The organism is Yeguia hominis, from assembly GCF_014384705.1.
GTDB lineage: Bacteria > Bacillota > Clostridia > Oscillospirales > Acutalibacteraceae > Yeguia > Yeguia hominis.
In genome coordinates this window covers 12,125-35,089 of the sequence record NZ_JACRSN010000018.1, presented here as the reverse complement: position 1 = coordinate 35,089, position 22,965 = coordinate 12,125, and the positions used below count along the sequence as shown (strand labels likewise).

21 protein-coding genes, 1 tRNA gene and 1 pseudogene are annotated in these 22,965 nt (G+C 52.2%); 18 read left to right on the top strand and 5 right to left on the bottom strand.

The window, feature by feature from the left end:
- The first annotated feature begins 5 nt into the window (after window positions 1–5).
- From IAG03_RS11085 to IAG03_RS11065, 5 genes and pseudogenes are all read left to right on the top strand, one after another.
- Complete coding sequence (locus tag IAG03_RS11085; RefSeq protein WP_249320094.1) at window positions 6–1,073, top strand: endonuclease/exonuclease/phosphatase family protein; 1,068 nt, start codon at window positions 6–8, stop codon at window positions 1,071–1,073.
- Window positions 1,074–1,091: 18 nt separating this feature from the next.
- Complete coding sequence (gene pdxA, locus IAG03_RS11080; protein WP_249320093.1) at window positions 1,092–2,138, top strand: 4-hydroxythreonine-4-phosphate dehydrogenase PdxA; 1,047 nt, start codon at window positions 1,092–1,094, stop codon at window positions 2,136–2,138.
- The gene (locus IAG03_RS11075; protein WP_249320092.1) at window positions 2,129–3,352 is read left to right on the top strand and encodes a four-carbon acid sugar kinase family protein; all 1,224 of its coding nucleotides are present in this window, start codon (window positions 2,129–2,131) and stop codon (window positions 3,350–3,352) included. The genes pdxA and IAG03_RS11075 overlap by 10 nt, the downstream gene beginning before the upstream one ends.
- 172 nt (window positions 3,353–3,524) lie before the next feature.
- Window positions 3,525–3,823 (top strand): annotated as a pseudogene (tnpA, locus tag IAG03_RS11070) (IS200/IS605 family transposase); the annotation flags it as partial.
- A 404-nt stretch (window positions 3,824–4,227) separates the two neighbouring features.
- A complete protein-coding gene (locus IAG03_RS11065; RefSeq protein WP_249320091.1) occupies window positions 4,228–5,415 on the top strand; it encodes a glycoside hydrolase family 2 protein in 1,188 nt (395 codons plus the stop codon).
- Between the two features lie 182 nt (window positions 5,416–5,597).
- Here the strand turns inward: IAG03_RS11065 and IAG03_RS11060 are convergent, their stop codons facing one another.
- Genes IAG03_RS11060 through IAG03_RS11045 form a run of 4 tightly spaced genes read right to left on the bottom strand, consistent with a single transcriptional unit; the run spans window position 5,598 to window position 8,916 of the window.
- Complete coding sequence (locus tag IAG03_RS11060) at window positions 5,598–6,401, bottom strand: HAD-IIA family hydrolase (RefSeq protein ID WP_249320090.1); 804 nt, start codon at window positions 6,399–6,401, stop codon at window positions 5,598–5,600.
- 29 nt (window positions 6,402–6,430) lie between these two features.
- The gene (locus IAG03_RS11055; protein ID WP_249320089.1) at window positions 6,431–7,276 is read right to left on the bottom strand and encodes a metal ABC transporter permease; all 846 of its coding nucleotides are present in this window, start codon (window positions 7,274–7,276) and stop codon (window positions 6,431–6,433) included.
- 15 nt (window positions 7,277–7,291) lie between these two features.
- Window positions 7,292–8,014 (bottom strand): metal ABC transporter ATP-binding protein, encoded by a 723-nt coding sequence (locus tag IAG03_RS11050; RefSeq protein ID WP_249320088.1) that lies wholly within the window; start codon window positions 8,012–8,014, stop codon window positions 7,292–7,294.
- Window positions 8,011–8,916, bottom strand: a complete 906-nt coding sequence (locus IAG03_RS11045; protein WP_249320087.1) for a metal ABC transporter substrate-binding protein — start codon at window positions 8,914–8,916, stop codon at window positions 8,011–8,013. Before IAG03_RS11045 ends, IAG03_RS11050 begins: the two co-directional genes overlap by 4 nt.
- A 165-nt stretch (window positions 8,917–9,081) precedes the next feature.
- On the opposite strand from IAG03_RS11045, the gene IAG03_RS11040 reads away from it, so the two are divergent.
- A tRNA-Val gene (locus tag IAG03_RS11040) sits at window positions 9,082–9,158 on the top strand.
- Between the two features lie 118 nt (window positions 9,159–9,276).
- On the opposite strand, the gene IAG03_RS11035 is transcribed toward IAG03_RS11040, so the two are convergent.
- On the bottom strand, window positions 9,277–10,014 hold the full coding sequence (locus IAG03_RS11035; RefSeq protein WP_249320086.1) for a tRNA 2-thiocytidine biosynthesis TtcA family protein: 738 nt from the start codon (window positions 10,012–10,014) through the stop codon (window positions 9,277–9,279).
- A gap of 313 nt (window positions 10,015–10,327) precedes the next feature.
- On the opposite strand from IAG03_RS11035, the gene rplM reads away from it, so the two are divergent.
- The 12 genes from rplM (at window position 10,328) to IAG03_RS10975 (ending at window position 22,950) form a co-directional block, all read left to right on the top strand.
- Entirely contained in the window at window positions 10,328–10,756 is a 429-nt protein-coding gene (gene rplM / locus IAG03_RS11030; protein WP_249320085.1) for a 50S ribosomal protein L13, read from the top strand.
- Window positions 10,757–10,771: 15 nt separating this feature from the next.
- Complete coding sequence (gene rpsI, locus IAG03_RS11025; RefSeq protein ID WP_249320084.1) at window positions 10,772–11,173, top strand: 30S ribosomal protein S9; 402 nt, start codon at window positions 10,772–10,774, stop codon at window positions 11,171–11,173.
- A gap of 862 nt (window positions 11,174–12,035) precedes the next feature.
- Complete coding sequence (locus tag IAG03_RS11020) at window positions 12,036–12,860, top strand: ParA family protein (protein ID WP_249320083.1); 825 nt, start codon at window positions 12,036–12,038, stop codon at window positions 12,858–12,860.
- 7 nt (window positions 12,861–12,867) lie between these two features.
- Window positions 12,868–13,755 (top strand): ParB/RepB/Spo0J family partition protein, encoded by an 888-nt coding sequence (locus IAG03_RS11015; protein ID WP_346726138.1) that lies wholly within the window; start codon window positions 12,868–12,870, stop codon window positions 13,753–13,755.
- 182 nt (window positions 13,756–13,937) lie between these two features.
- The gene (locus IAG03_RS11010) at window positions 13,938–14,585 is read left to right on the top strand and encodes a hypothetical protein (RefSeq protein ID WP_249320081.1); all 648 of its coding nucleotides are present in this window, start codon (window positions 13,938–13,940) and stop codon (window positions 14,583–14,585) included.
- Window positions 14,586–14,664: 79 nt separating this feature from the next.
- Window positions 14,665–18,885, top strand: coding sequence for a SpaA isopeptide-forming pilin-related protein (locus IAG03_RS11005; protein ID WP_249320080.1), 4,221 nt, complete (start codon window positions 14,665–14,667; stop codon window positions 18,883–18,885).
- 133 nt (window positions 18,886–19,018) lie between these two features.
- Window positions 19,019–19,639: a hypothetical protein gene (locus tag IAG03_RS11000; RefSeq protein ID WP_249320079.1), complete on the top strand. Its 621-nt coding sequence runs from the start codon at window positions 19,019–19,021 to the stop codon at window positions 19,637–19,639.
- The gene (locus IAG03_RS10995; protein WP_249320078.1) at window positions 19,636–20,574 is read left to right on the top strand and encodes a hypothetical protein; all 939 of its coding nucleotides are present in this window, start codon (window positions 19,636–19,638) and stop codon (window positions 20,572–20,574) included. Before IAG03_RS11000 ends, IAG03_RS10995 begins: the two co-directional genes overlap by 4 nt.
- Entirely contained in the window at window positions 20,571–21,116 is a 546-nt protein-coding gene (locus IAG03_RS10990) for a hypothetical protein (RefSeq protein ID WP_249320077.1), read from the top strand. The genes IAG03_RS10995 and IAG03_RS10990 overlap by 4 nt, the downstream gene beginning before the upstream one ends.
- A complete protein-coding gene (locus IAG03_RS10985; protein WP_249320076.1) occupies window positions 21,113–21,418 on the top strand; it encodes a hypothetical protein in 306 nt (101 codons plus the stop codon). Before IAG03_RS10990 ends, IAG03_RS10985 begins: the two co-directional genes overlap by 4 nt.
- Before the next feature lie 9 nt (window positions 21,419–21,427).
- Entirely contained in the window at window positions 21,428–21,757 is a 330-nt protein-coding gene (locus IAG03_RS10980; protein ID WP_249320075.1) for a hypothetical protein, read from the top strand.
- Window positions 21,758–22,605: 848 nt separating this feature from the next.
- The gene (locus tag IAG03_RS10975; protein ID WP_249320074.1) at window positions 22,606–22,950 is read left to right on the top strand and encodes a TnpV protein; all 345 of its coding nucleotides are present in this window, start codon (window positions 22,606–22,608) and stop codon (window positions 22,948–22,950) included.
- Window positions 22,951–22,965 lie beyond the last annotated feature (15 nt).

Here is a 22,965-nt window from a genome sequence, read left to right as displayed (position 1 = left end):
CGGGTTTGAAAATCTGGAAGAAAATTTTGCAGGGCATCGCAGCGTTGCTGGGACTTGTTATTCTGGCAGCGGCAGGGTTGATCGGATATCTGACGGCGACGGAGTATCGTCCGGAAGAGACAGAGCCGGTAGAGGTGTTGTCTGCGGGCGATCAAACGCTTTCGCCGGGCAGCCAGCTGACGGTTTTAACCTTCAACACCGGCTACGGCGGATTGGGGCAGGCGCAGGACTTCTTTATGGATGGCGGAGAGATGGTGCGGCCAAAGCGGGCGGATGTTGAGGGAAATCTCGCCGGAATCCAGTCTGCCTTGCAGGAACAGGCGGCGGATGTGTATTTTTTGCAGGAAACCGACCGCTGCTCCAAGCGTTCTTACAAAATTGATGAAACGGCGATGTTTCGGGATGCGCTGGGAATGTCATCGGCGTTCGGGTGCAATTATCGATGCAATTATGTGCCGTATCCGCTGCCGACCATTGGAAAAGTCGAGAGCGGACTCCTGACGCTCACAAATTTTTCGGTATCCGACGCGTCGCGCGCTGCGCTTCCGGTGCCGTTTTCCTGGCCGCTGCGCATTGCAAATTTGAAGCGCTGCCTTTTGGTGGAGCGAATCCCGATTGCGGACAGCGGGCGGGAGCTGGTGCTGGTCAATCTGCACCTCGAAGCGTACGATGATGGTGAGGGCAAAGCGGCGCAGACGAAAAAGCTTGCAGAATTTCTTTCTTCCGAATATGAAAAGGGCAATTATGTGATTGCCGGCGGAGATTTTAATCAGACCTTCCCGAATGTTCTGGAAAAGTACCCCATTACCCAGACGGAAAACTGGGAACCCGGTGTTTTGGATGCAGAGGCGTTTTCCGGCTTTGCAACGCTCGCATATGACGACAGCACGCCGACCTGCCGACTTTTAGACGCGCCATATCAGCCGGGAACAACACAGGTTTATGGAATCGATGGATTTATTGTCACTGCCAATGTCTCGGTAGAAGCGGTGGAAACGATCGACCTCGGGTTTCAATATTCGGATCACAATCCGGTGAAGCTTACCGTCAGCCTTTCAGATGCAGAGTCGTGATAGAAAGGGGTTTGTTCAATGAGGCCGATTTTGGGGATTACGATGGGAGATCCGGCCGGTGTCGGGCCGGAAATTACAGTCAAAGCGCTTGCGGACGCTTCGCTGTATGTGTGTTGCCGTCCTGTGGTGTTCGGCGACATGGCGGCCATTGCGGATGCCGTTGCCTTTACGGGCAGCCATCTGCGGATCAGGCCGGTTGCTTCTGCACGGGAAGCGCCGGGCGAGCACGGTACCATTGATCTGGTGGACGCCGGGTTGCTGGCTCCGGGCGGATGGCAGTATGGAAAAGTCGATGCCGCATGCGGAGAGGCGGCTTACCAGTACATTGAGCGGGCAATCCACGCGGCTATGCGGAAAGAAATTGCAGGCGTTGTGACCGGCCCTATTAATAAGGAAGCACTGAACCGGAGCGGGCACCATTACTCCGGACATACAGAAATTTTTGCCGATCTGACAGGCAGCAAACACTATGCGATGGTGCTCTCCACAGACACGCTGCGCGTGATTCATGTCACGACCCATGTGTCTCTGCGGGATGCCTGCGACCGTCTGACTCGGGATCGGGTTTTGGAAGTGATCCGTTTGGCGCAGGAGGCGTGCAGACTGTTTGGAATTGCCTCGCCGCGTATAGCGGTTGCCGGGCTCAATCCGCATTGTTCGGAAAACGGGCTGTTCGGGCATGAAGAAGCAGAGTCCATCGAACCGGCCGTGCAGGCGGCAAAGGCGGAGGGAATCTGCGCAGAGGGACCGCTTCCGCCGGATTCTGTCTTTGTCAGGGCAGTTGCCGGGGAATTTGATATTGTGGTTGCCATGTATCATGACCAGGGACATATTCCTCTGAAATTGACAGGCTTTCGACTCGATCCCAAGACCGGCGCGTATACGGCGATGGGCGGCATCAACTCAACGGTGGGTCTGCCGATTATCCGGACTTCGGTTGACCATGGAACGGCCTTTGACCGTGCAGGAAAAAATTTGGCGAATCCGCAGAGCATGACGGATGCGATTCGGCTTGCCGTGCAGATGGCGCATGTCCGCGCAGAAAGGAACGCAGAATGCCGCTGAAAATGCTGATTGCCGCGGATGATTTTACGGGCGCTCTGGATACAGCTGTGCAGTTCTCTGCAAAAGGCGCCAATGTGCGGATGACATACGGAGACTGGAGAGCGGCGTTTTCGGAAGAAACCGAAGTGCTTTCGGTGGATCTCGAGACGCGTCACTGTACACCGGACACCGCGCGGGAACGCGCACGGTCGTTGTTCTCATTTGCGAGAGAGCGGAAAATTCCTTATCTTTACAAAAAGATGGATTCCGCCATGCGCGGCAATCCCGGCGCGGAACTTGCTGCGCTTTCGGAGGTCTATGAGGGTGCGCCGGTAATGGTTGTGCCGGCCTTTCCGAAAATTGGACGGACGGTTCGGGACGGCGTGCTCCGCATTGCAGGCGTTCCGGTTGCGGAGAGCGCATTTGCCCACGATCCGCTCAATCCGGTTTCCCGAAGTGACTTGTGCGGTTTGCTTGCAGAACAAGGGGCTTTGGGCGCCGTTTCGGTTCGTGCGGAACAGTTTTGTGCAGAAACGGCACAGCGGGCGCCGTTTTGGATTTTTGACGGGGAAACCGGAGAAGCGCTTCAAAAGACCGGTGCGCTTCTTGCACGGGCGGGCCTTCTAAAGCTGACCGCGGGCAACGCCGGATTCGGAGAGATTCTCGCGGCGCAGATTCCCTGGGTTTCGTATCAGGCGCCGATTTTCAGGCGGTCGGGAGGAATCCTGCTGATCTGCGGCAGCTTACATCCGAGAAGCGCCGAACAGGCCGCATATGCAGAACAGAAGCTGGGTTTCTATTCCGGTGCGATCCCTGCGGATTTGGCGGCTTTGCAGAACTGTTGGGAAACCGAAGCGGGAATGCGTACACAGACAGAACTTTTCCATGCGCTGCAAGACGGAGAAAATGCCGTAGTGCGGACAGCGGGATGTAAGGGCGCGGTCAGTATGCAGACGGCCCAAACGGTTTCGGCAAATCTCGGGACGCTTTGCCGAAAGTTGATCCGGACCGGCGCCGTAGGAACGCTGGTTGTATTCGGAGGAGACACGCTGCTCGGTGTGATGGAGGCGCTCGGCTGTAAGGAACTGCAGCCGGTGTGCGAGGTGTGTCCGGGCGTGGTGGCCTCACATTTGGAGAGCGGTTTTGACGGCACGGTGATTTCCAAGGCAGGAAGTTTTGGAACACCGGATTTGCCGGAGACGATTTTGCGGTTTCTGGCTGCGCAGCCATCGTAAAGAGAATCCTGCAAAAGAGCCGATTTCCTTTTTATGACTTTAGCCAGTTGAGGACGGAAGGTCCGAAACAAACAACCACCCGCAATGCGGGTGCGCGTCAAGAGTTATACAAAAAAATTCTCCAAAGCAGTACAATAAGGCTGTTCAGGTCTTAGAGAACTGCGAAAGGAGAATTTTAACGGCTAATAACACAAATCATCTATCACACACAAAATGGTTATGCAGGTACCACATTGTAATTGTTCCAAAATACCGCAGGAAAATACTATATAACCAAACCCGAAAAGATTGACAGGAGATAATAAAGACATTGTGCAAATACAAAGGCGTAGAGATTATAGAAGGGCATATGATGCAGACCATGTGCACTTACTTTTAAGCATACCGCCCAAAACGAGCGTATCAAGTTTTATGGGATATTTGAAAGGTAAAAGTGCATTGATGATGTTTGATAAAACAGGTACTGTCAAGATTTATGCGCAAAAAGGTTTGCAGACTCCGGCGGGTCAATCCCAAATTCAGCGTTTACACAGAATTTGGGATTGACCCGCTTCCACTTATTTAGACGAGTGGTTACAGTATATTTATGCTGACACAGATATGCTGTAAACATCTAAAAGGAGTTGCCCGCATCGGACAACTCCTTTTAGCCTCTTCTGGTGAATTGTGTTATCCTTCAATCCTTCATTTTTATTACATTCATAGCTGAATTGGATCAGGGATAAGGTACAATAAATTGCGCAAAAGGGAAATAGCATAAAAGAAGACATAGCCTAACGGAAGAATTTGAAGAATCGATTCGTTTGGAAATTACCCAGAATATGCGTCGGCTGCGGCACCATGCCTCCTTGGCCCTATGGTGCGGAAATAACGAGATGGAGTGGCAGCAAAATAATGGAGATTATCACGCGAATGCCAAAACCCGATCGGACTATATTCAAATGTTTGAATATATCATCCGGCGCTTAGCGAAGGAACATGATCCTCAAACATTTTATTGGCCCTCCTCTCCGTCTAGCGGGGGAGGATTCGACAATCCGAATGACCCAAACCGCGGAGATGTACATTACTGGGATGTATGGCATCGGAACAAGCCTTTTTCTGACTATCGCAATTATTACTTCCGATATGCGTCAGAATTTGGTTTTCAGTCGTTCCCAAGTTTGAAAACAGTGGAAAGCTTTACGCTGCCAGAGGACAGAAATATTTTTTCCAGAATTATGGAAATGCATCAACGCAATGGTCAGGCAAACGGGAAAATTTTGAATTATCTCTCCCAGACGTATCTGTATCCACTTGGTCTGGATACGCTGATTTACGCCTCTCAATTGCTACAGGCAGAAGCGGTGAAATACGGTGTTGAACATTGGCGCAGAAATCGTGGAAGATGTATGGGGGCTATTTATTGGCAGATAAATGATTGCTGGCCGGTGGCTTCCTGGGCAAGTCTCGATTATTTCGGCCGATGGAAGGCATTGCATTATTTTGCGCGGCGCTTTTTTGCCCCTGTGATGATTTCCTGCTGTGAGGAGGGAGAAATGACCCAGCGTCCTTCCTGTGTGGCGGAATATCATGATATTGAAAAATCAGCCCGCCTTTGCGTAGCCAACGAGATGCGTCACGAGGTCTCCGGGGTGGTTCGATGGGCGTTGCGGGATGCTTCATCTAAAGTGCTGCAAAGCGGGGAAGAACATGTGTGCGTTCCAGAGCTGTCTAGCGTTTGGCTTGAGAAGCTAAATTTCCCGGAAGCGGATGAAAGACAGAATTATTTTAGTTATGAGCTGGATTTGGATGGAAAAAAGGCATCTGAAGGCACGGTGCTGTTCTGCGCGCCAAAGCATTTTCAGTTCCAGAATCCGAAACTGCAGTGTAGTATCTGTGCGGATGAGATTACCGTGGAGTCTCAGGGTTATGCCCGCTGTGTAGAGATTGACAGTCCGGATAGCGACATGGTGCTGTCAGACAATTATTTTGATTTAAACGGGAATTCGAAAACGGTGAAGATTTTGCGTGGAAAACCAGGCACATTAAAAGTGCGCTCCGTTTATGACATCGGCCGCTGATTTTGCGTTTCCTGGTGCGTGCAACAAACGGAAAGAGACATGCCTAGCTCCATACGCATCCTGTTATTGCGGCTGTTGGACCTGTAAAAGAAAAGTAGACACGCACAAAATGTGGGTGTCTACTTTTTCTCATATAAGCACACCGAAAAACATTCGGACTGCGCTTTTTTTCAGAAGTCTGATTAAGCGGTAGGAGACTGACAGTTTAAGAGCAGATCCCGCACCGTGGCAAAGGCGTAAGTCGGCGGGAATTCGGTCGAGGGGAGATCCTCGGGCTGCGCTTCTCCGGTGAAGAGGACGCAGGTATCGACACCGCCGGCGATTCCGCAGGCAATATCCGTATAAAGCCGATCTCCAACTACCAGCGTTTCCTCCGGGCGAAACCCCGAAGCTGCCAGACAGAGCGCAACCACTTCCGGGCTAGGCTTTCCAAGATACTGCGGCCGGCGATCGGTCGCACAGGCGATCATTTCGCAGATTGCACCGCAATCCGGAACAAATCCGAACGGAACCGGACAGCGCAGATCAGGGCTTGTGGCAAAATAGGGAAGCGCGGGATGCAGCTGCAAGAGCTGACAGGCATCGGCAGATTTTTGGTAAGTCAGTTCATTGTCAAAGGCAACCAGCACACAAGCGGTGTCAGAATCCGGTTGTTCGGTAATCCAAAGCCCCTGTGCACGCAATTCTGACACAAAGGATCGGGTTCCGACGACAAAGATTTTTTGTGCCGGAAAATGGGCCTTGAGAAACCGGATGGTAAGAAACCCGGCGGTGATAAACTGACTCTCCCGGACGGAGAGGCCCCACCGCGCAAATTTTGCAACGTAGTCAGCCCCGCTTTTTGTGGAGTTGTTCGTGATAAAATAGGAGGCCCCGCCGATTGCGTCAATATACTCCAAAAGTGCCCGGGAACCGTCAAACAGCGTGTCTCCCAGAGACAGCGTTCCATCAATATCAAATAGAAACAGCTTTTTTTGTTTTAACATAAAATCCCCTCGAAAGAAAAGATGACCGGTTACCGGTGCGATGCCGCCCGGTTGATTCCATAACTAAGAAAAAACAGCAGAGCTGCAAGGAGAACAATAGTGCCGCCGGCAGCGGTGCCCAGATAGAAGGATAAAATGAGACCGGAAATTCCGGAAAACAGGGAAAGTCCCACACTGGCGGCGTGGCTTCCCCGAACGCTGTGGGTTATGTTGCGCGCAGTTGCAGCGGGAAGAACCAGCAGGGAATTGATCATCAATACGCCGATCCATTTAATAGAAACCGTCACCAAAACCGCGACGATGATCACAAATGATTTTTCAATCAAACGGACGCGAATGCCTTTTCCGGAAGCCATATCCGGATTCAGGCTGGTTAGAAGGAGCTTGTTGTAAAACCGGCCCCAGATCAGAACAATGACGAGTAACAAGATGGCCAGAAGCGCAATTTCTTCCGGTTGAACGGTTAGAATATCGCCGATGAGATAACCGGAATATTTTGCAAAACCGCCGTTTGCAGAGAGCAGTACAATGCCAAGCGCCAGTCCGGCAGAAGAGAAAACGCTGATGATCGTATCGGCAGAGGAGGTTCCGGATTCCATAACCGCAGAAATTGCAACCGCGAAGAGCAAAGCAAACCCGATCATGGAAAGCAAATAGTGGTGAACGCCCAACAGAACGCCGATTGCGATGCCGGTCAGCGCAGAATGCCCCAGTGCGTCGGAAAAGAAAGCCATACGGTTGTTGACAATCATAGTTCCGACAAGACCGAAAAGCGGCGTGATGAGAAGCACCGCTAGAAACGCATTTTTCATGAACTGGTATTCCGCCCACCGAAATGGGAAGACGGCATCTAAAATTGCATACAGAATATCCATAAAAGATCCTCCCATTTACAGCAGCCCGAAGGTCTGCCGGACCTCTTCAGAATGCATAACCTGTTCGGTGCTTCCTGTGAGCAGAACGGTTTGATCCAGCAAAATGGCCGATGTCGTGTAACGCCGGACATGCGCAAGATTGTGCGAGACAAGAATGACCGGCATATGATATTCCCGCCGCAGTCCGGTAACCAGTTCGTAAAAAGCCTCGATCCCCCGATTGTCTACTGCAGAAACCGGCTCGTCAAGCAGCAGCAAATCGGGTGTCGGACGAAGTGCAAAGGCAAGCAAAACCCGCTGCAGCTCGCCGCCGGAGAGCGTTCCAATCGGTTTGTCCAAGAGGTTTTTTCCGCCGGTTATCCGGAGAATGGACTCGGCTTCCGCACGAACGGCCTTTTTGCGGAAAAGCCAAACCGGACAAGAGGAAAGATTTGCGCAGAGCAGATCGCCGGCAGTGACCGGAATCGAACGATCAAACGTGACGTTCTGTGGGACATATCCAATTTTGGGCTTGCGAATTTCGGCTCCGGTAGGGCCAAAAAACTGAATGGAGCCGGTGTGGGGGATTCGTCCGAGCAGCGCGCGCAGCAGTGTTGTTTTTCCAGCGCCGTTTCTGCCGATCAGAGCGGCAATTTCCCCGTGGTGAACCGTAAACCCGACGTCATGCAGAAGAACGCGGCCGTCCTTTCGGACTCCTAAATTTTGAACTTTTAAACTGCATTTGCATGTTTCACTCATGATATTGCTCCTGATTCCTGGTTCGTTTTCTGCAACGCTGTTTTTAGCACGGCAAGATTGGATTCCATCGCGTGAAGATAGGCGTCCGGATCGTCGTCACCGGTGGAAGCGGGATCCAGTGTGTAAACCGAAACACCGCTTTCCGCTGCAATAATATCTGCGGCAGAGACCGAATATTGCGGTTCTGCAAAAACGGCCGTGACACCGGTTTGACGAATCAGATCAATGGTTTCGGCAAGCTCTTTGGCACTGGGCTGGCTGTCCGGTTCGCGATTGACGACACCGGCGATGTGCAGATGAAATTCTTCCGCAAAATAAGGGAAAGCCTCGTGCATGGTGACGATTTCACGGTTTGGAAGCGGGTCGAGCGCCTGATGCATTTTGTTCTGAAGCGCAGAGAGCTTTTTTAGATAAACGGTCGCATTTCTTTCGTAGTCTGATGCATGCGCCGGGTCGGCGGCTTTCAGACCGTCGGCAATGTTGCGAACCTGCTCCATGCATCCGGAAAGGCTGACCCAGACGTGCGCGTTTTCTTCAAGCAGGGGAATGCCTTCGCTGGCGTCAATCACGCGCAAGGAAGGCAGCTGTTCAATGACTTTATCAAGGAAAGATTCCATTCCGGCGCCGTTGATCACAAAAACATCTGCGGCTTCCAGTTCCTGCATATCGCTGCTCTGCAGCTGGTAGTCGTGCAGACACCCAGCCTGCTGTCCGGCCATATTTTCTACCCGAATGCCGGGAATATCCTTTGTGAGATTGATCGTACTGATGTACATCGGATAAAATGATGTTACAATTCGCAGATGGGGCTTCTGTTCCGGCTGCGTTTTGCAGCCGGGAATCCCGATGATACACAAAAGAATGCATGCAAGAAAGAAGCATGCAAGACGATTTTTTTTCAAGGCTATTTAGTCCTCCAAATGCAAACTATTTGCATTTACCATGATAATCCCAAGAGGATTCTACTGTCAAGAGGGTGAAATGAAAGATTTTTTGATAAAAAAGAGAAAATTCCGAAAAAAAGGTTGATTTTTTGAATCGGATCGGATATAATAGATAAGCAATCCGGACGTTTAGCTCAGCTGGTAGAGCATTCGCTTGACGTGCGAAGGGTTCACAGGTTCGAGTCCTGTAACGTCCACCACACTGCGGTAAGTTTTTTTAACTTGCCGCAGTTTTTTATTGTCCCGGTTTTTGAAACGCGTGAATAAAACGGAAAGCGCCGAAGGCCGAAGCTTTCAGCGCTTTTTTGATAGCATCTTTTAGGATCGAGGCAGCACGGGAGGAATTCCCCACCCATCAATACCGGCCCGCTGCATTGCCCCCATAATTTTAGCCCGCAGATCCGGAAACTGTTTTTCGAGGTCTGCAAGCAGCGCGGCGGTCTGTGCGCGGCAGGTGTTTCCATCAACCGGACAGCGGCTCTTTGCGACCGGAAGCGAGAGCCTTTTGGCGGCGCGCGCGATGTCCTGTTCCGGGCAGAAAAGCATAGGGCGGATCATGGTCAGATCCTTGCGGGAAAGATAGGTTTTGGGCGCAAAACAGCCGATTTTACCGCCGTAAAAGAGATTCATCATAAATGTCTGTACGGCATCGTCAAAGTGATGGCCCAGCGCCAACTTGTTGCATCCAGCTTCTTTTGCCATATTATGCAGGATTCCGCGGCGCATTCTGGCGCAAAGACTACAGGGATTCGGTTCTTTGCGTTCTTCGAAAACAATCGTACCGAGCCGGGAACGCCGCACAAGAAAGGGAACCTTCAGCGATGCACACAACGCTTCGATGCCGGTATAATCCGTCTGAATGCCCTCAAAGCAGGGATCGATGGTAATTGCGGTGACAGTGAACGGAATGGGATGATATTCCCGCAAATGCGCCAGTGCGCAAAGAAGCACCAAAGAATCTTTGCCGCCGGAGACGCCGACAGCAATCCGGTCATTTGGTGAGAGCATTTCATATTTATCGAGTGCGGCCCGCATAAGGCCCTCCAGCTTTTGCATCCGAATCACACCTGTTCTCATTCTCATAAAAGAGGTTTCGGTTCAGGAAACGCCGAACCATTCTTTTTCATTATAAACCGGAAGCTGGTTTTTGAAAAGATCAAAAAGTGAAATAGCAAGAGAGAATAGGAGAGAAAAATGGATATAAAACGGAGGAAACAAGAGATATCACAGAAATAAATTAAAAAAGGGTTGACAGAAACAAAACGGTATGATAAGATCATACTTGCCCTTCCTTTCAAAGGTGAACTGCCTATTCGCGAAGGAAGAGAAATTAACAATGGAATTTCAAATGAATCAGGAGGGAATCTTTATGTCCACGTATATGCCAAAAGCCGGGCAGATCGACCGGAAATGGTATGTCATTGATGCAGCGGGCAAGCCTGTTGGGCGCGTTGCAGCACAGGCCGCGACTTTGCTGCGCGGCAAGCATAAGCCGATCTTCGCACCGCATGTTGATTGCGGCGATCACGTCATCATCATCAACTGCGCACAGGCCGTTCTGACCGGTAAAAAAGCAGAGGAGAAATATTACTATCGCCACACTGGCTATATTGGCCATCTCAAGGCGGTTCGCTATGATAAGCTGATGGAAACAAAGCCGGAATTCGTGATGCAGCTTGCAGTAAAGAGAATGCTGCCCGATTCTTCGATCGGCCGCGATGAATTCCTCAGACTGCGCGCATTTGCAGGCAGCGAGCATAAACATGCCGCTCAGAAGCCCGAGACCTGGGAGCTTTAAGGAGGATAGACAGTTATGTATGATAAAGCACCGTACTTCTACGGAACAGGCAGAAGAAAGAGCTCCGTGGCCCGCGTAAGAATTTATCAGGGTTCCGGGAAAATCACCATCAATGACCGCGATATCGATGAGTATTTTGGTCTTGAGACCTTGAAGCTGATCGTTCGCCAGCCGCTGGTTCTCACAGAGACAGACGAGAAGTTTGACGTCGTATGCCGCGTTGCAGGCGGCGGCGTTACCGGCCAGGCCGGTGCGATCCGTCACGGTATTTCCCGTGCGCTTCTGCAGTATGATTCTGAAAACCTTCGCTCTGCGCTGAAAAAGGCCGGGTTCCTGACCCGTGACCCGAGAATGAAAGAGCGTAAGAAATACGGTCTCAAAGCCGCTCGTCGCGCTCCGCAGTTCAGCAAGCGCTGATCGAGACTTCAAAATGCCCAAAAGCCCTGGAAACTCAACGGTTTCCGGGGTTTTTCTTTTTTGATTCTGCTGTTTCCTTTTGAGGAAATTTGATGCTCTCTATCCCGTTTTTAATGGGTTAACCATAGGGGAAAACCGAGTTTGGAGCGATGAATGGGTTAAAAAATAGGGGAAAATCCCCCTCCATTCCGAGCCCTGCGAGGCACATCTATAGAGGCGATTTATCCCTCCCGGCATCTTTGTTTTGCTTTGAATTCTTTTGGCGAAGTTTATTCCCGTTTATACCATATACGGATGGTTGAGGCCCAGTTACCCATTGCGGTAGCTGGGCCTTTTTTGTTTTCAGATATTCCAATGATGAATGCTCGAAGGAGGAGCCCATGAAAAAATTTTTTAGAAATTTCTCCGGAGACTTAATTTTTGCCCTTTCCCGTGATCTACCACTTGAGGGGCAAAAACCTCTCACCTGTTCCTTGACAATCGAATACACATTCAACAGGTACATTCCTGATCGGGGGCGAAGGCCCCAGCCGGATGAAGGTGCGCCACGAACTTCCTGCCCGTAAGGGTTATCACGGAAAGCAAGGTTGGTAGCGATTCCGAACCATTCTGAAATATCCGCTTGCTACGGATAAGGCGATGAAACGATTCAGGGACAATGATACTTCCCTATGGGGCTGGCGGAGTACCCGGCAGAGGTGAGATTCCTATGAGTTCGGTCAGCAGCCGAACGCCTGTTGATTTCCTTTTCTGCATTTTGGGTTCGAGGAAAAATGAAATGCAGCGACGAAAGCCCCAAAAGGTATTTTGAGGCTTTCGTGGATCAGAAATGATTCAAATAAAGAGAAAGGAGGAAAACCCCATGGAAAACTGTAAGGTGATCGCCATCACGAATCAGAAGGGCGGCGTCGGCAAGACGACGACCGCAGTCAATCTCGGTGTGGGACTTGCAAGCTCCGGGAAACGGGTCCTGCTGGTGGATGCTGACCCGCAGGGCAGCTTAACCGTGAGCCTCGGCATAAAGAACCCAGACGAGCTGGATGTATCGCTGTCTTCCCTTATGCAGTCGGTCATTGATGATGAGCCGCTTGCGGAGGGTGCAATTATCCGGCACCAGGAGGGTGTGGATTTGCTTCCCTCGAACATTGAGCTCTCCGGTATGGAAACGGGCCTGTTCAATGTTATGAGCCGCGAGTATGTTCTGAAGAACGCCATCGACGGCATGAGAAAGAGCTACGACTACATTCTGATTGACTGTATGCCCTCTCTGGGCATGATGACGGTCAATGCGCTGGTTGCGGCAGACAGTGTAATTATCCCGTCTCAGCCGAACTTCCTGTCAACCAAAGGTCTTAACCTGCTTCTGCGCTCCATTTCAAAGATCAAGCGGCAGATCAATCCAAGACTGAAGATTGACGGCATTTTGCTGACGATGGTGGATAACCGCACCAACAACGCCAAGGCGATTATTTCCTCGCTCCGTTCCACCGTGGGAGAGAACATCCGCGTGTTCCGTTCCGAGATTCCCTTTTCGGTAAGAGCTGCGGAGTGCAGTCTTTCCGGAGAGAGCATTTTCTCCCACGACAGGAACGGCAAGGTCGCAGCAGCGTATGAGGCTCTGACAAAGGAGGTGACAGAGATTGAAGAGCGTGCAAAAAATCGATCTGGGCCTGACCGGGTACGATGAGCTTTTCATGAATGAGGCGGAGCGAAAGGAAAACAAGCTCCCGCGCATTTATGATATTCCCCTCTCGAAGATCGACGATTTTCCCGATCACCCCTTCAAGGTGAAGCTGGATGAGGACATGGATCAGCTTGTTCAGAGCATCAAGGAGCGCGGGATCATCACCCCTGTCACCCTCCGACCGAAGGAGGACGGGCGGTACGAAATCGTATCGGGGCATCGCAGAAAGAAGGCCTGCGAGCTTGCCGGGTTTGATACCGTGAAAGCCGAGGTGCGGGAGATGACCCGAGACGAGGCCATCATTCTAATGGTGGAATCGAACCTGCAGCGTTCTGTGATACTGCCGAGTGAAAAAGCTTTTTCGTACAAGATGAGGCTGGAAGCTATGAACCGACAGGGACAGCGTACAGATTTAACTTTCTGCCCAGTGGGCACAAAGTTAAACAGCGCAGGAGAAATCGCACAGCAGAGTTCAGACAGTGAAAGACAGGTGTTCCGCTATATTCGTCTTACAGAGCTCATTCCGGAGCTTCTGGATTTGGTTGATGAAGGGCGCATTGCGTTCAGACCGGCGGTGGAACTCTCTTACCTGCAAAAAGAGGAACAGAGTGCCTTGCTGGAGCAAATCGCCTATGTGGATGCCACTCCGTCCCTTGCCCAGGCCATCAAGCTGAAGCGGTTCTCTCAGGAGGGAAAGCTGAACAACGAGGTCATCGAGTCGATCATGAGCGAGGAAAAGCCGAACCAGAGGGAGAAGATCAACATCAAGTACGCCGAGGCCAGAAGGTTTATCCCTGCCAGCGTTCCTTACGAAAAAACCGGTGAGTATATTCTAAAAGCGCTGGAATATTATCACCGGTATCAGGAAAGGCAGAAAAGTCGGAATGACGCAAGATAGGCTCTTCGCCAAGGGAGCAGTCTACCCTTTTGACGCTGCGTCAGCGCCGTTCCCCCTCTCACACTCTCCCCCCTCATTTACCGGCAATACCAGCTCAAAAGGAAAATATACAGGCGGCACAATTGAAGAAAACCAAGTGCATTCGTACAATATGAGAAAAAACAGTCATTGGAGGTCATCCCATGAAAAAGAATCTCATGTTGTGCGCGCTCCTGCTTTCTGTATTGCTTTCCGGATGCGCCGCAGAGCCCCTGCAAGGGCAAACGGTGGGAAACACACCGAAAGCTCTAACACCACAGGAAGGAACGCCTGCTTCCTTTGAGCCGGTATCCACAGAACCAAACGCTCCCACAGAAGCCGTCGATCCCGCAGATTCCATGCTGAATGAGGACAAGCACGATAGCAGCCCGAGCTTTTCTTCTGAGCCGGTAAGCGCGCCCACAGAATCGAATGCGCCGACACCGGAGGAAGACCGGCAGGCACCCGTGCTTCCGGAGAAGCCGGAGAAAATAGAAAGTCCAAAAGAGGAACCATCCGTTCCTGCGATAACCGAGCCGGAACCGACTTCGGTGCCCGAGCCCACATTTGATATCGAGCACTGGATTTCTTACGCAAAAAGCATGGCGGTGAGCTTGGGGCTGACCTTGGATAGCTCGGCAACCGATTGCTGGGACAATCCGATCATCGCAAAGCCGACCTGCATCTACCTGGAGAGAGACATCAGCTCCCGCCTGAACAGATACGCGAAGGACGAGGAGATAACCGCTGTCTGGATCTGGTACGAGTGCATCGGCACAAGCAGCTACCTAATCTATATCGGGTACGCATAAGCATCAACAAGTCAATACGCCGAAATGAGCATCGTGGAAGCACGGTGCTTTTTTCATGCCTTGAAGGAGGACAGAACGAATGAAGAAGATTTTCAAAAGAGGAATGTCGGGACTGCTTGCAGTCCTCATGGCATTCACCGTGCTTGCAGGCTTTGGCACGACCACGGCCTTCGCCGCAAGCGAAACAGCGGAGTCCTATATGATTTCCTTCCCCCGTGACGGAGACGCTGCTCAGATTTACTCTGCGGACGCATGGGGTCACTCCGCGAAAAACTATATGAACGGCTGGGCAACAGGCTCCAGCAACTACACCACCCTGCACTGTATGGATTCCTTTGACGGGAAGGTGTGCTACTGCATCGAGCCCGGCCTTTCCCGAAATGTCGGCGATACCTATCACGGCTTCGGTGAGGATTTTTGGGATAACTATCCCAGCCAGTACAACAACACCATCGAGCCGGACGATATTAAGCTGCTGTTGGGGCGTATCATGCAGTATGGCTATCAGGGCAACCTTTCCACCTCGTGGAGATCGCAGAACGATTCCGATGCGGATAAGCTGGCCCACGCCTTCGCGACTCAGCTACTTGTTTGGGAAACGGTTGTGGGCGAGCGCGATGCGGACTTTGATCATGTGAGCACCGGCGGCTATGACGAGATCCTGTCGCTGGTTTCCCCCAATCATCCGCTGTATAGCCGAATCATGGATTATTACGACAGCATCGAGTCCAGTGTGCAGAGCCATGCCGTTTGCCCCAGCTTTATGAGCAGAAGCAGCGGCGGCGCAAAGACCATTGAGCTTGCGTGGGATGGCAGTCAGTACATTGCCGAGCTCACGGATACCAACCGCGTGCTGTCACAGTTTACCTTCTCCGCCAGTGAGACAGGCTTCCATTTCAGCGTGTCGGGCAATACGCTCACTATCACCACCGATACGGCTCCCAGCGGCAATGTGACGATCTCCGCAAGTCGAAGTGCTTCCCGCTGCGGCGTTCTTGTTTGGACGGACTATAAGTACGGCCCCAACGGCGGCGTTCAGGATACCATCACCTATACGGCCTCCGTCAGCGACCCTGTAAGAGCGTTTCTCAAGCTGAAGGTCAGCTATGGCGGCGCTAAAATCATCAAGACCAGCGAGGACGGCAGGGTGGACGGCATTACCTTCACCATCACCGGCGAGGGCGTCAATCAGACCGTTACCACCGACCGGAACGGTGAAATTCGCATCGACAATCTGATGCCCGGTGTCTATACCGTCACTGAACAGAGCTACGACAAGTATGTACCCCAGGAAAGCCACCGTGTTACCGTGCTCGCTGGGCAGACGGCGACGGTTTCCTTCAACAATGTACTCCGCCGCGGCGATCTGACCGTGACCAAGACCTCCGAGGACGGACTGAACCAGGGTGTGAAGTTCCACCTTTTTGGAACCTCCCTCAGCGGTCTGCCCGTGGATGAATTTGCTGTTACCGATGAAAACGGTGTTGCGACTTTCAAGGATGTGCTCATCGGCACCGGCTACACACTGGAGGAGATGGACACCGCCATTCGCTATGTAATTCCCGATAGCCAGAGCGCCGCAGTGGAGTGGAACAGCGTAACCAATAAGAGCGTTTCCAACATCCTCAAGAAATTCAATGTCACCGTCACTAAGAGCGACTGTGAGGTCGGAACGGCGCAGGGCGACGCTTCGCTTGCCGGTGCCGCCTACGGCATTTATAAGGGCGATCAGCTTGTGGATACCTACTACACCGACGAGAACGGCCAGTTCACCACCGGCTATTATGTCTGCGGCGACGACTGGACGATTTGTGAGATCAGCCCCTCCGAGGGCTATCTTCTGGACAGCACCGTTTATCCTGTCGGTGCAGAGGCGGCCAATTACACCGTTGAGCTGAACGCTGCGCCTGCTGTGGCTGTTGCCGAGCAGGTGCAGAAGGGCAATATCGCCATCATCAAGCACTCGGATAACGGCGATACGCAGATCGAAACTCCCGAAGAAGGTGCTGTGTTCGCTATCTATCTGAAAGCCGCAGGCAGCTATGAGGCGGCAAAGGATACAGAGCGGGACTACCTGACCTGCGATGAAAACGGCTTTGCCCAGAGCAAGGACCTGCCCTACGGCGTGTACACCGTGCATCAGGTCTCCGGCTGGGAGGGTCGTGAGCTGATGAGCGACTTTGATGTGTTCATTGCCAAGGACGGCGAGACCTATCGCTACCTCATCAACAACGCTAACTTCGAGTCCTTCATTAAGGTCATCAAGGTGGATGCGGAGACCGGCAATACCATTCCCTATGCGGGTGCGGGCTTCCAGATCTTTCGTCCGGATGGCTCCAAGGTGGAAATGACCTTTACCTATCCGGAGGTTACCACCATCGACACCTTCTACACCAATGACGCCGGCATGCTCATCACGCCGGAGAAGCTGGAGTTTGGCAAGGGCTACTCCCTCAAGGAGGTCTCTGCCCCTTACGGCTACATCCTCAGTCATGAGGCGGTCAAGTTTGATGTGACCGAAGAGAATTCCACCGAGGAAAGCGGCGTGACGGTCGTTGCGGTGAAGCTGGGCAACTACGCGCAGAAGGGCATCATCAAGATTTCCAAAACCGGCGAGGTGTTTGCCTCTGTTACGGCGGCGGACGGGGTCTATCAGCCGGTCTATACGGTGCAGGGTCTTGCGGGAGCAACCTATGAGATCGAGGCAGCGGCGGACATCTACACCCCGGATGGTACGCTGCGCTGCAGCGCCGGCGAGGTGGTAGATACGGTGACTACCGGCGCAGACGGCACGGCGGAAAGCAAGCCGCTGTATCTGGGAAAATACGAAATCACCGAGATGAAAGCCCCCGATGGCATGGTCGTAAACAAGGATTCCCATACCGCAGAGCTTGTCTATGCCGGGCAGGAGATTGAGATCACCGAAACCGCTGCCAGCTTCTGCAATGACAGACAGAAGGCGCGGATTTCTCTTTCCAAGGTGCTGGAGCAGAACAAGCAGTTCGGTATCGGTATGAATAACGAGCTTTCCGCCGTGACCTTCGGCTTCTATGCCGCCGAGGAGCTTACCGCAGCAGACGGCTCCGTCATTCCTGTGGACGGTCTCATCGAGATCATGTCCCTTGATGAAAACGGAAAGGCTGTGCTCAAGAGCGATGTTCCCTTCGGCAGCTACTATGTCAAGGAAATCAGCACCGACAGCCACTATATGCTCTCTGATGAGAAGTACCCTGTGACCTTCGCTTATGCCGGCCAGGAAATTCCCGTGGTGGAGCTTGCCATCAATGACGGAAAGAGCATTACCAACGAGATGATCTACGGAGAGATCCACGGCATGAAGAAGGATGAGGACGGCAAGGCGCTGGCCGGCGCTACCATCGGCCTGTTCCTCACAGACGGCACAGAGCCTATTCTGACCACTGTTTCCGCAGAGGACGGTAGCTTCTCCTTTACAGGTATCCCCTATGGCGAGTATGTGGTCCGTGAAATCGCCGCGCCGGAGGGCTATGTGATGGATGAGGCCCACTATGCTGTAAAGGTGGATCAGAACGGCGCTGTGATCGAGATCGAGATCACCAACAAGCTCATTCGCGGCAGCGTTCAGCTGACCAAGGTGGATAAAGACTATCCCGATCATCACCTGAACGGCGCTGTCTTTGAGGTGTACCGTGACGGAAAGCTCGTTGGCCAGATGGAGGAGCTGTCCGACGGCGTCTACAAGCTGGATGATCTGCCCTATGGCGATTACACGCTGAAGGAAACCGAGGCCCCTAAGGGCTTCTTCCTTGATGAGAAAAGCTATAGCTTCTCCATTAAGGAAGATGGTAAAACCGTCGTCGTGGAAAATGAGGCCGGAAAGGGCTTTGTCAACCAGGCACAGACCGGAGGCATTCGCATTGAAAAGACTTCGGATGACGGCGTGCTGAAGGGCTTTACCTTCCGTGTGGAGGGCTCGGATATCACCGGCAATGCCTTCAGCAAGGACTTTGTGACCGATGAGAAGGGTCAGATCCGCATCGAGGGGCTGCGCATCGGCGATTATGTGATCTCCGAGGTGTCCAACAAAGCCAACGAGAAGTATGAGCTTCCCGCAAATGTCACCGTAACCGTTCACGAAGGAAAGACGGTCGTTGCCAAGTTCCATAACAAGCTCAAGCCTGTTACGGATATTCCCAAAACCGGAGATACCACCAATATGCCTCTTTGGGCGGCACTTGCCGGTATCTCTGCAATCGGCGCAGGTGCAGCGGCCTTCTTTACTTTCCGCAAAAAGAAGGAGGTAGGCAAGCATGAACGCTAAGGTCATTATCGGCATCGGTCTTGTGGTGTTTATTATCGCAGGGCTGATCGTTCTTCGCCTGAAGAACAGGAAGTAAAACGGCAAGGGGCGGCATCTTTTTACAGATGCCGCCCCGCTTATAAAAGGAGACGCTATGGAAGAGACAAGAAAAATCGGAGATTACTCCGTAAAGTATTCCATGTATATCGGGCACAAGGATATTGCTCTGGGCGAGAATCCCGACGCCGACAAGGATGAACGGTATATGTGTTGCTTCGTAGAGACCAACGCCATTTTCGAGCGCTATTCCGGAGTGCTGGTCAGCGACGATTTTGCAGAGATTGCAAAGGTGTTCGGCCAGCGCGTAGCGGATGCAGCCGAGGAGATTATTCAGGAAAACGAGAGAGCCTGTCAGGAGGTCGGCATAAATGAGGAACTCATGGCAGAAAGCTGCGCGCCGGTTTCCTACAAAGATTCCATTGAGAACAAGGTGGTTGTCATCAAGGGCAGCATTCTCCGGCCTGAGTTTCGCCACGCCAATCATCAGCTTATGCTGTGTACCGGCGGCTTCGGTGCGCAGGCAAATGCGCGAGGCCGTACCTGCTACTGCATTTCTCTGTACGACGGGAGAAAGACCTCCTTTTATCGCACGGATTTTCTCGGTGTCATGGAGGAAAAGCGCCTTCCCGAATGGGCGCAGAAGGGCTTGGAGAAAGCGAAAGAGATGCACGCGCAGGAAAAGAAACCGGCTAAAGAAAGAGGTGACGCAAGATGATCGAGTATGAAAAAAGAGCAATGATCGAGGCGGAGGACAAATATACCTTCCGTCAGAGCACGCAAATTTCCATGCAAACCGGACTGATCGGCCACCTCCGGGCAGATATGGATACAGACGGCAACGGCTTTTTCAGCAGCTGGTTTGATTTCCGGGAGGAGCTGAAAACCGATGAGTTCAAGGCGGAGTTTGACGAAGTCATCAACTCTCTGCGTGAGGAAGGCGACATTCTTCATAACCGCAGGGCGCTTGCCAAGTACTGCTATTGCACACCCCAAAGCCGTATGCAGGAGGAACCGGGCTACTATGGCGTTCGTGTGGATACCGAAAAATATGCCTATCTTCTGCGCCTGAATCCGGACAGAGGCGAATACAACCTGTACTGCTATTGCTATCGCCGGGATTGGCTCGATCAGCACCTGAAGGACGCAGAGAAAGGAATCCGTTTTATTGACAGCCATTACAAGGAGCTGTTTCGCATTCCGGATGGCGGCAAGGTAAAAATCCACTATTCGTGGAATGAAGATCAGATCCGCACCTGCCGCTATATCGACGACTACCATGTGGAGATCGGGAGCAACCTCTATCACATCTGTGAGTTTGCCGAGCGCATGGAATATGGCGGCCATACCTGCGAGCCGGTTCGGGACAACCTGCCCGAGCAGTGCTACAGCGTTCTTTCCGGCAGCGACGAAATCATTATCATCAAGCGCGGCGAAAAAGGCTACTTCAAAACGGACATTCCCGTCACCGACAAGGACGAAGCCCGGAGCATCGTGAATGAGTACAACACAAAGCTCGGCGTCAGCAAGGCGCAGGAAGAAGCGATGAAGGCCGGCTCCATGTTCGGCTTTCAGGTGCCCGCCGCAGACCCGAGAAATTATGACGCAGACGGAAAGCCCATGATGCCGAAGGACAGAGGTGATGCACGATGAGTAAGGACGATTATCGTATCTGGTCCAATGCTGACCTTGACTATGAGGAGTGGAAAGACTGGATGGAGGAAGAATATCCGACGCTTTCCGAGGACGAGCGCGTCGCCATGATGTATGAGGAAAATGGGCATTATCTTGAGGACGAACGCCTGAATTTGGACATCCAGCTTTCGCAGCCGATACTGGTTGTTGCCGATCTGGGGCTTTGGAATGGCAGGCGCACGGGATACAAAGAAATTCCCAGCGGCAATATCCGTGACTGCCTTTACTCTGATTACGACTACACCACATGGTATGTGGACCGAAACGGAGACTTCCGGTGCGATGACACCCACCATGACGGCACAAACCATTATCTCTATCGGGTATATAAGGACAATGTTTCCAAGGCGCAGAAAGACCGGCTCAAAGAAAAAATCTACAACGGCACAGCCACCAGGGCAGACATTGTCTATGTCACCCGCAGGCTTGGCGATGAGATCGGAAAAGTGTACGGTTGGAGCTTTCCAACCAGGCAGAGAGAGCGAGGTGAGGCACGATGAACCACGCACTGCCGAGCGAAAGTTATATTGCCAGACTGGACTATTTGGCTTTCAACGGAAAAGTATGCAGCAGCGTTGAGTACAGCGATGAGCAGCGCTTCCTGGAAGACCTGAAGGAGTCGCTCTATCACGGAGAGCCGCTGTGCATCGTTCTCTACCGAGACCGGAACGGCAAGACCATTTCCCGTGCGTTTCTGAACGACCTGGATACACTGCCAAAGGGACTTTCTGTTGAGGACAATCCTTACAGAAAGCTTCCGGCAATGGCTCCAAAGAAAAAAGAACACGAACCTGAGAGATAAGGAGAAGCTATGGATAAGAAGAAAGCCATCTGCGAGTATCTCCGTAAAAATCATATTGGCAAAGAAAATGCCATCCACAGCAAGGAGCTTGAAAAGCTGTTTCTGCTTGACGGACGAAATATTCGCCGCAAGATCAGCGCCTTACGACAGGATGGCTTTCCTGTTTGCAGCGATGAAACGGGCTACTATTACGCAGATAACCAGAAAGAGATCAATACCACCGTCTGCCGGCTGAATGAGCTTGTGACGAAGGTGTCCAACGCCAGGACCGGGCTTTTATTTGCGTCGATCCTCGGAGAGAATGCGCAGACCGTTGAGGTCACGATCAAAGTAAGATAAGGAGGGAGTTCCCATGCCGAGCAAATACAGAATCATTTTGGAGATGGCGTCCCAGACTGCCAGGGATATCGCCTCCAATGCCGACCGATATACCGATTTTCTGATTACGGCGGCAAACAACTACAAGTACAGCTTTAAGGAGCAGCTGCTTATCCATGCGCAGAAGCCGGATGCAACGGCGTGTGCGGAAATCGACACATGGAATAAACTCGGCAGATGGGTAAACAAGGGCACGAAAGGCATCGCGCTGCTGATCGACAGAGATGTTCCCTACAAGCTGAGACATGTCTTTGATATCTCCGACACCAACAGCCGTGCCGGAAGGAACATCACCCTTTGGCAGATGAAGCCGGAGTACGAATATGCGGTATCGGAAAGCCTTCAGGCCAGCTTCGGCGATGTGGAGGAGCCGCGAGATTTCCCGCACCTTCTCATGGATATTTCCGGTTATGCCGTGGAGGATAATCTTTCAGATTATCTCATGGAGCTGAACGCTGTCAAAGCCGGCAGCTTTCTGGAGGAGCTGGATGACACAAGCCTTGAGGCGTGGCTGAAAACCACGCTGAAAAGCAGCGTCGCTTTTATTGCACTCTCCCGTGCAGGTTATGAGCCGAGGCGGTATTTTGACCGAGAGGATTTCAGCCATCTCTTTGATTTCAACACCGTGGAGGTAATCTCCGTGCTCGGTGCCGCAGTCAGCGATATTTCTGAGATGGTCATCCGGGAAATGGGCGAAACCGTCAAGGAGATGGAGACGGAGGAAAAGCGGAAGATTCGCACATTTGCGCAGACCGGTTCTTCTGCGTATCATAAGAACCGAACAGAAAACAAGGAAAGGAGCAACGAACATGGAACTGACCTATACGATGCAGGGGGACTATCTGATTCCCGATCTGACCGTGCCGGAGAGCCCGAAGCTTGGGAAGTATGGAATGCTGCGGCGGACATTCCTCCGCAAACACCGGGATGGGATCTACACCGGGATGCTGCTGAACGGAACACTGAACAGTCATCTGGAGGAAGTGGACCGGCAAGCCAACGAGATGATGGAACGCCTGACCCGACAGATGGCAGAGAAGCAGGGCGTGACGGAGCGCCTGAAAGCGGAAGATCAGATGCAGTGGGTGCAGATGATGAACTCCATTCGCCACTCGGCGGAGGAAGTGATTCTGAACGACCTGATCTACGCGTAACGCTCCCCACAGTTG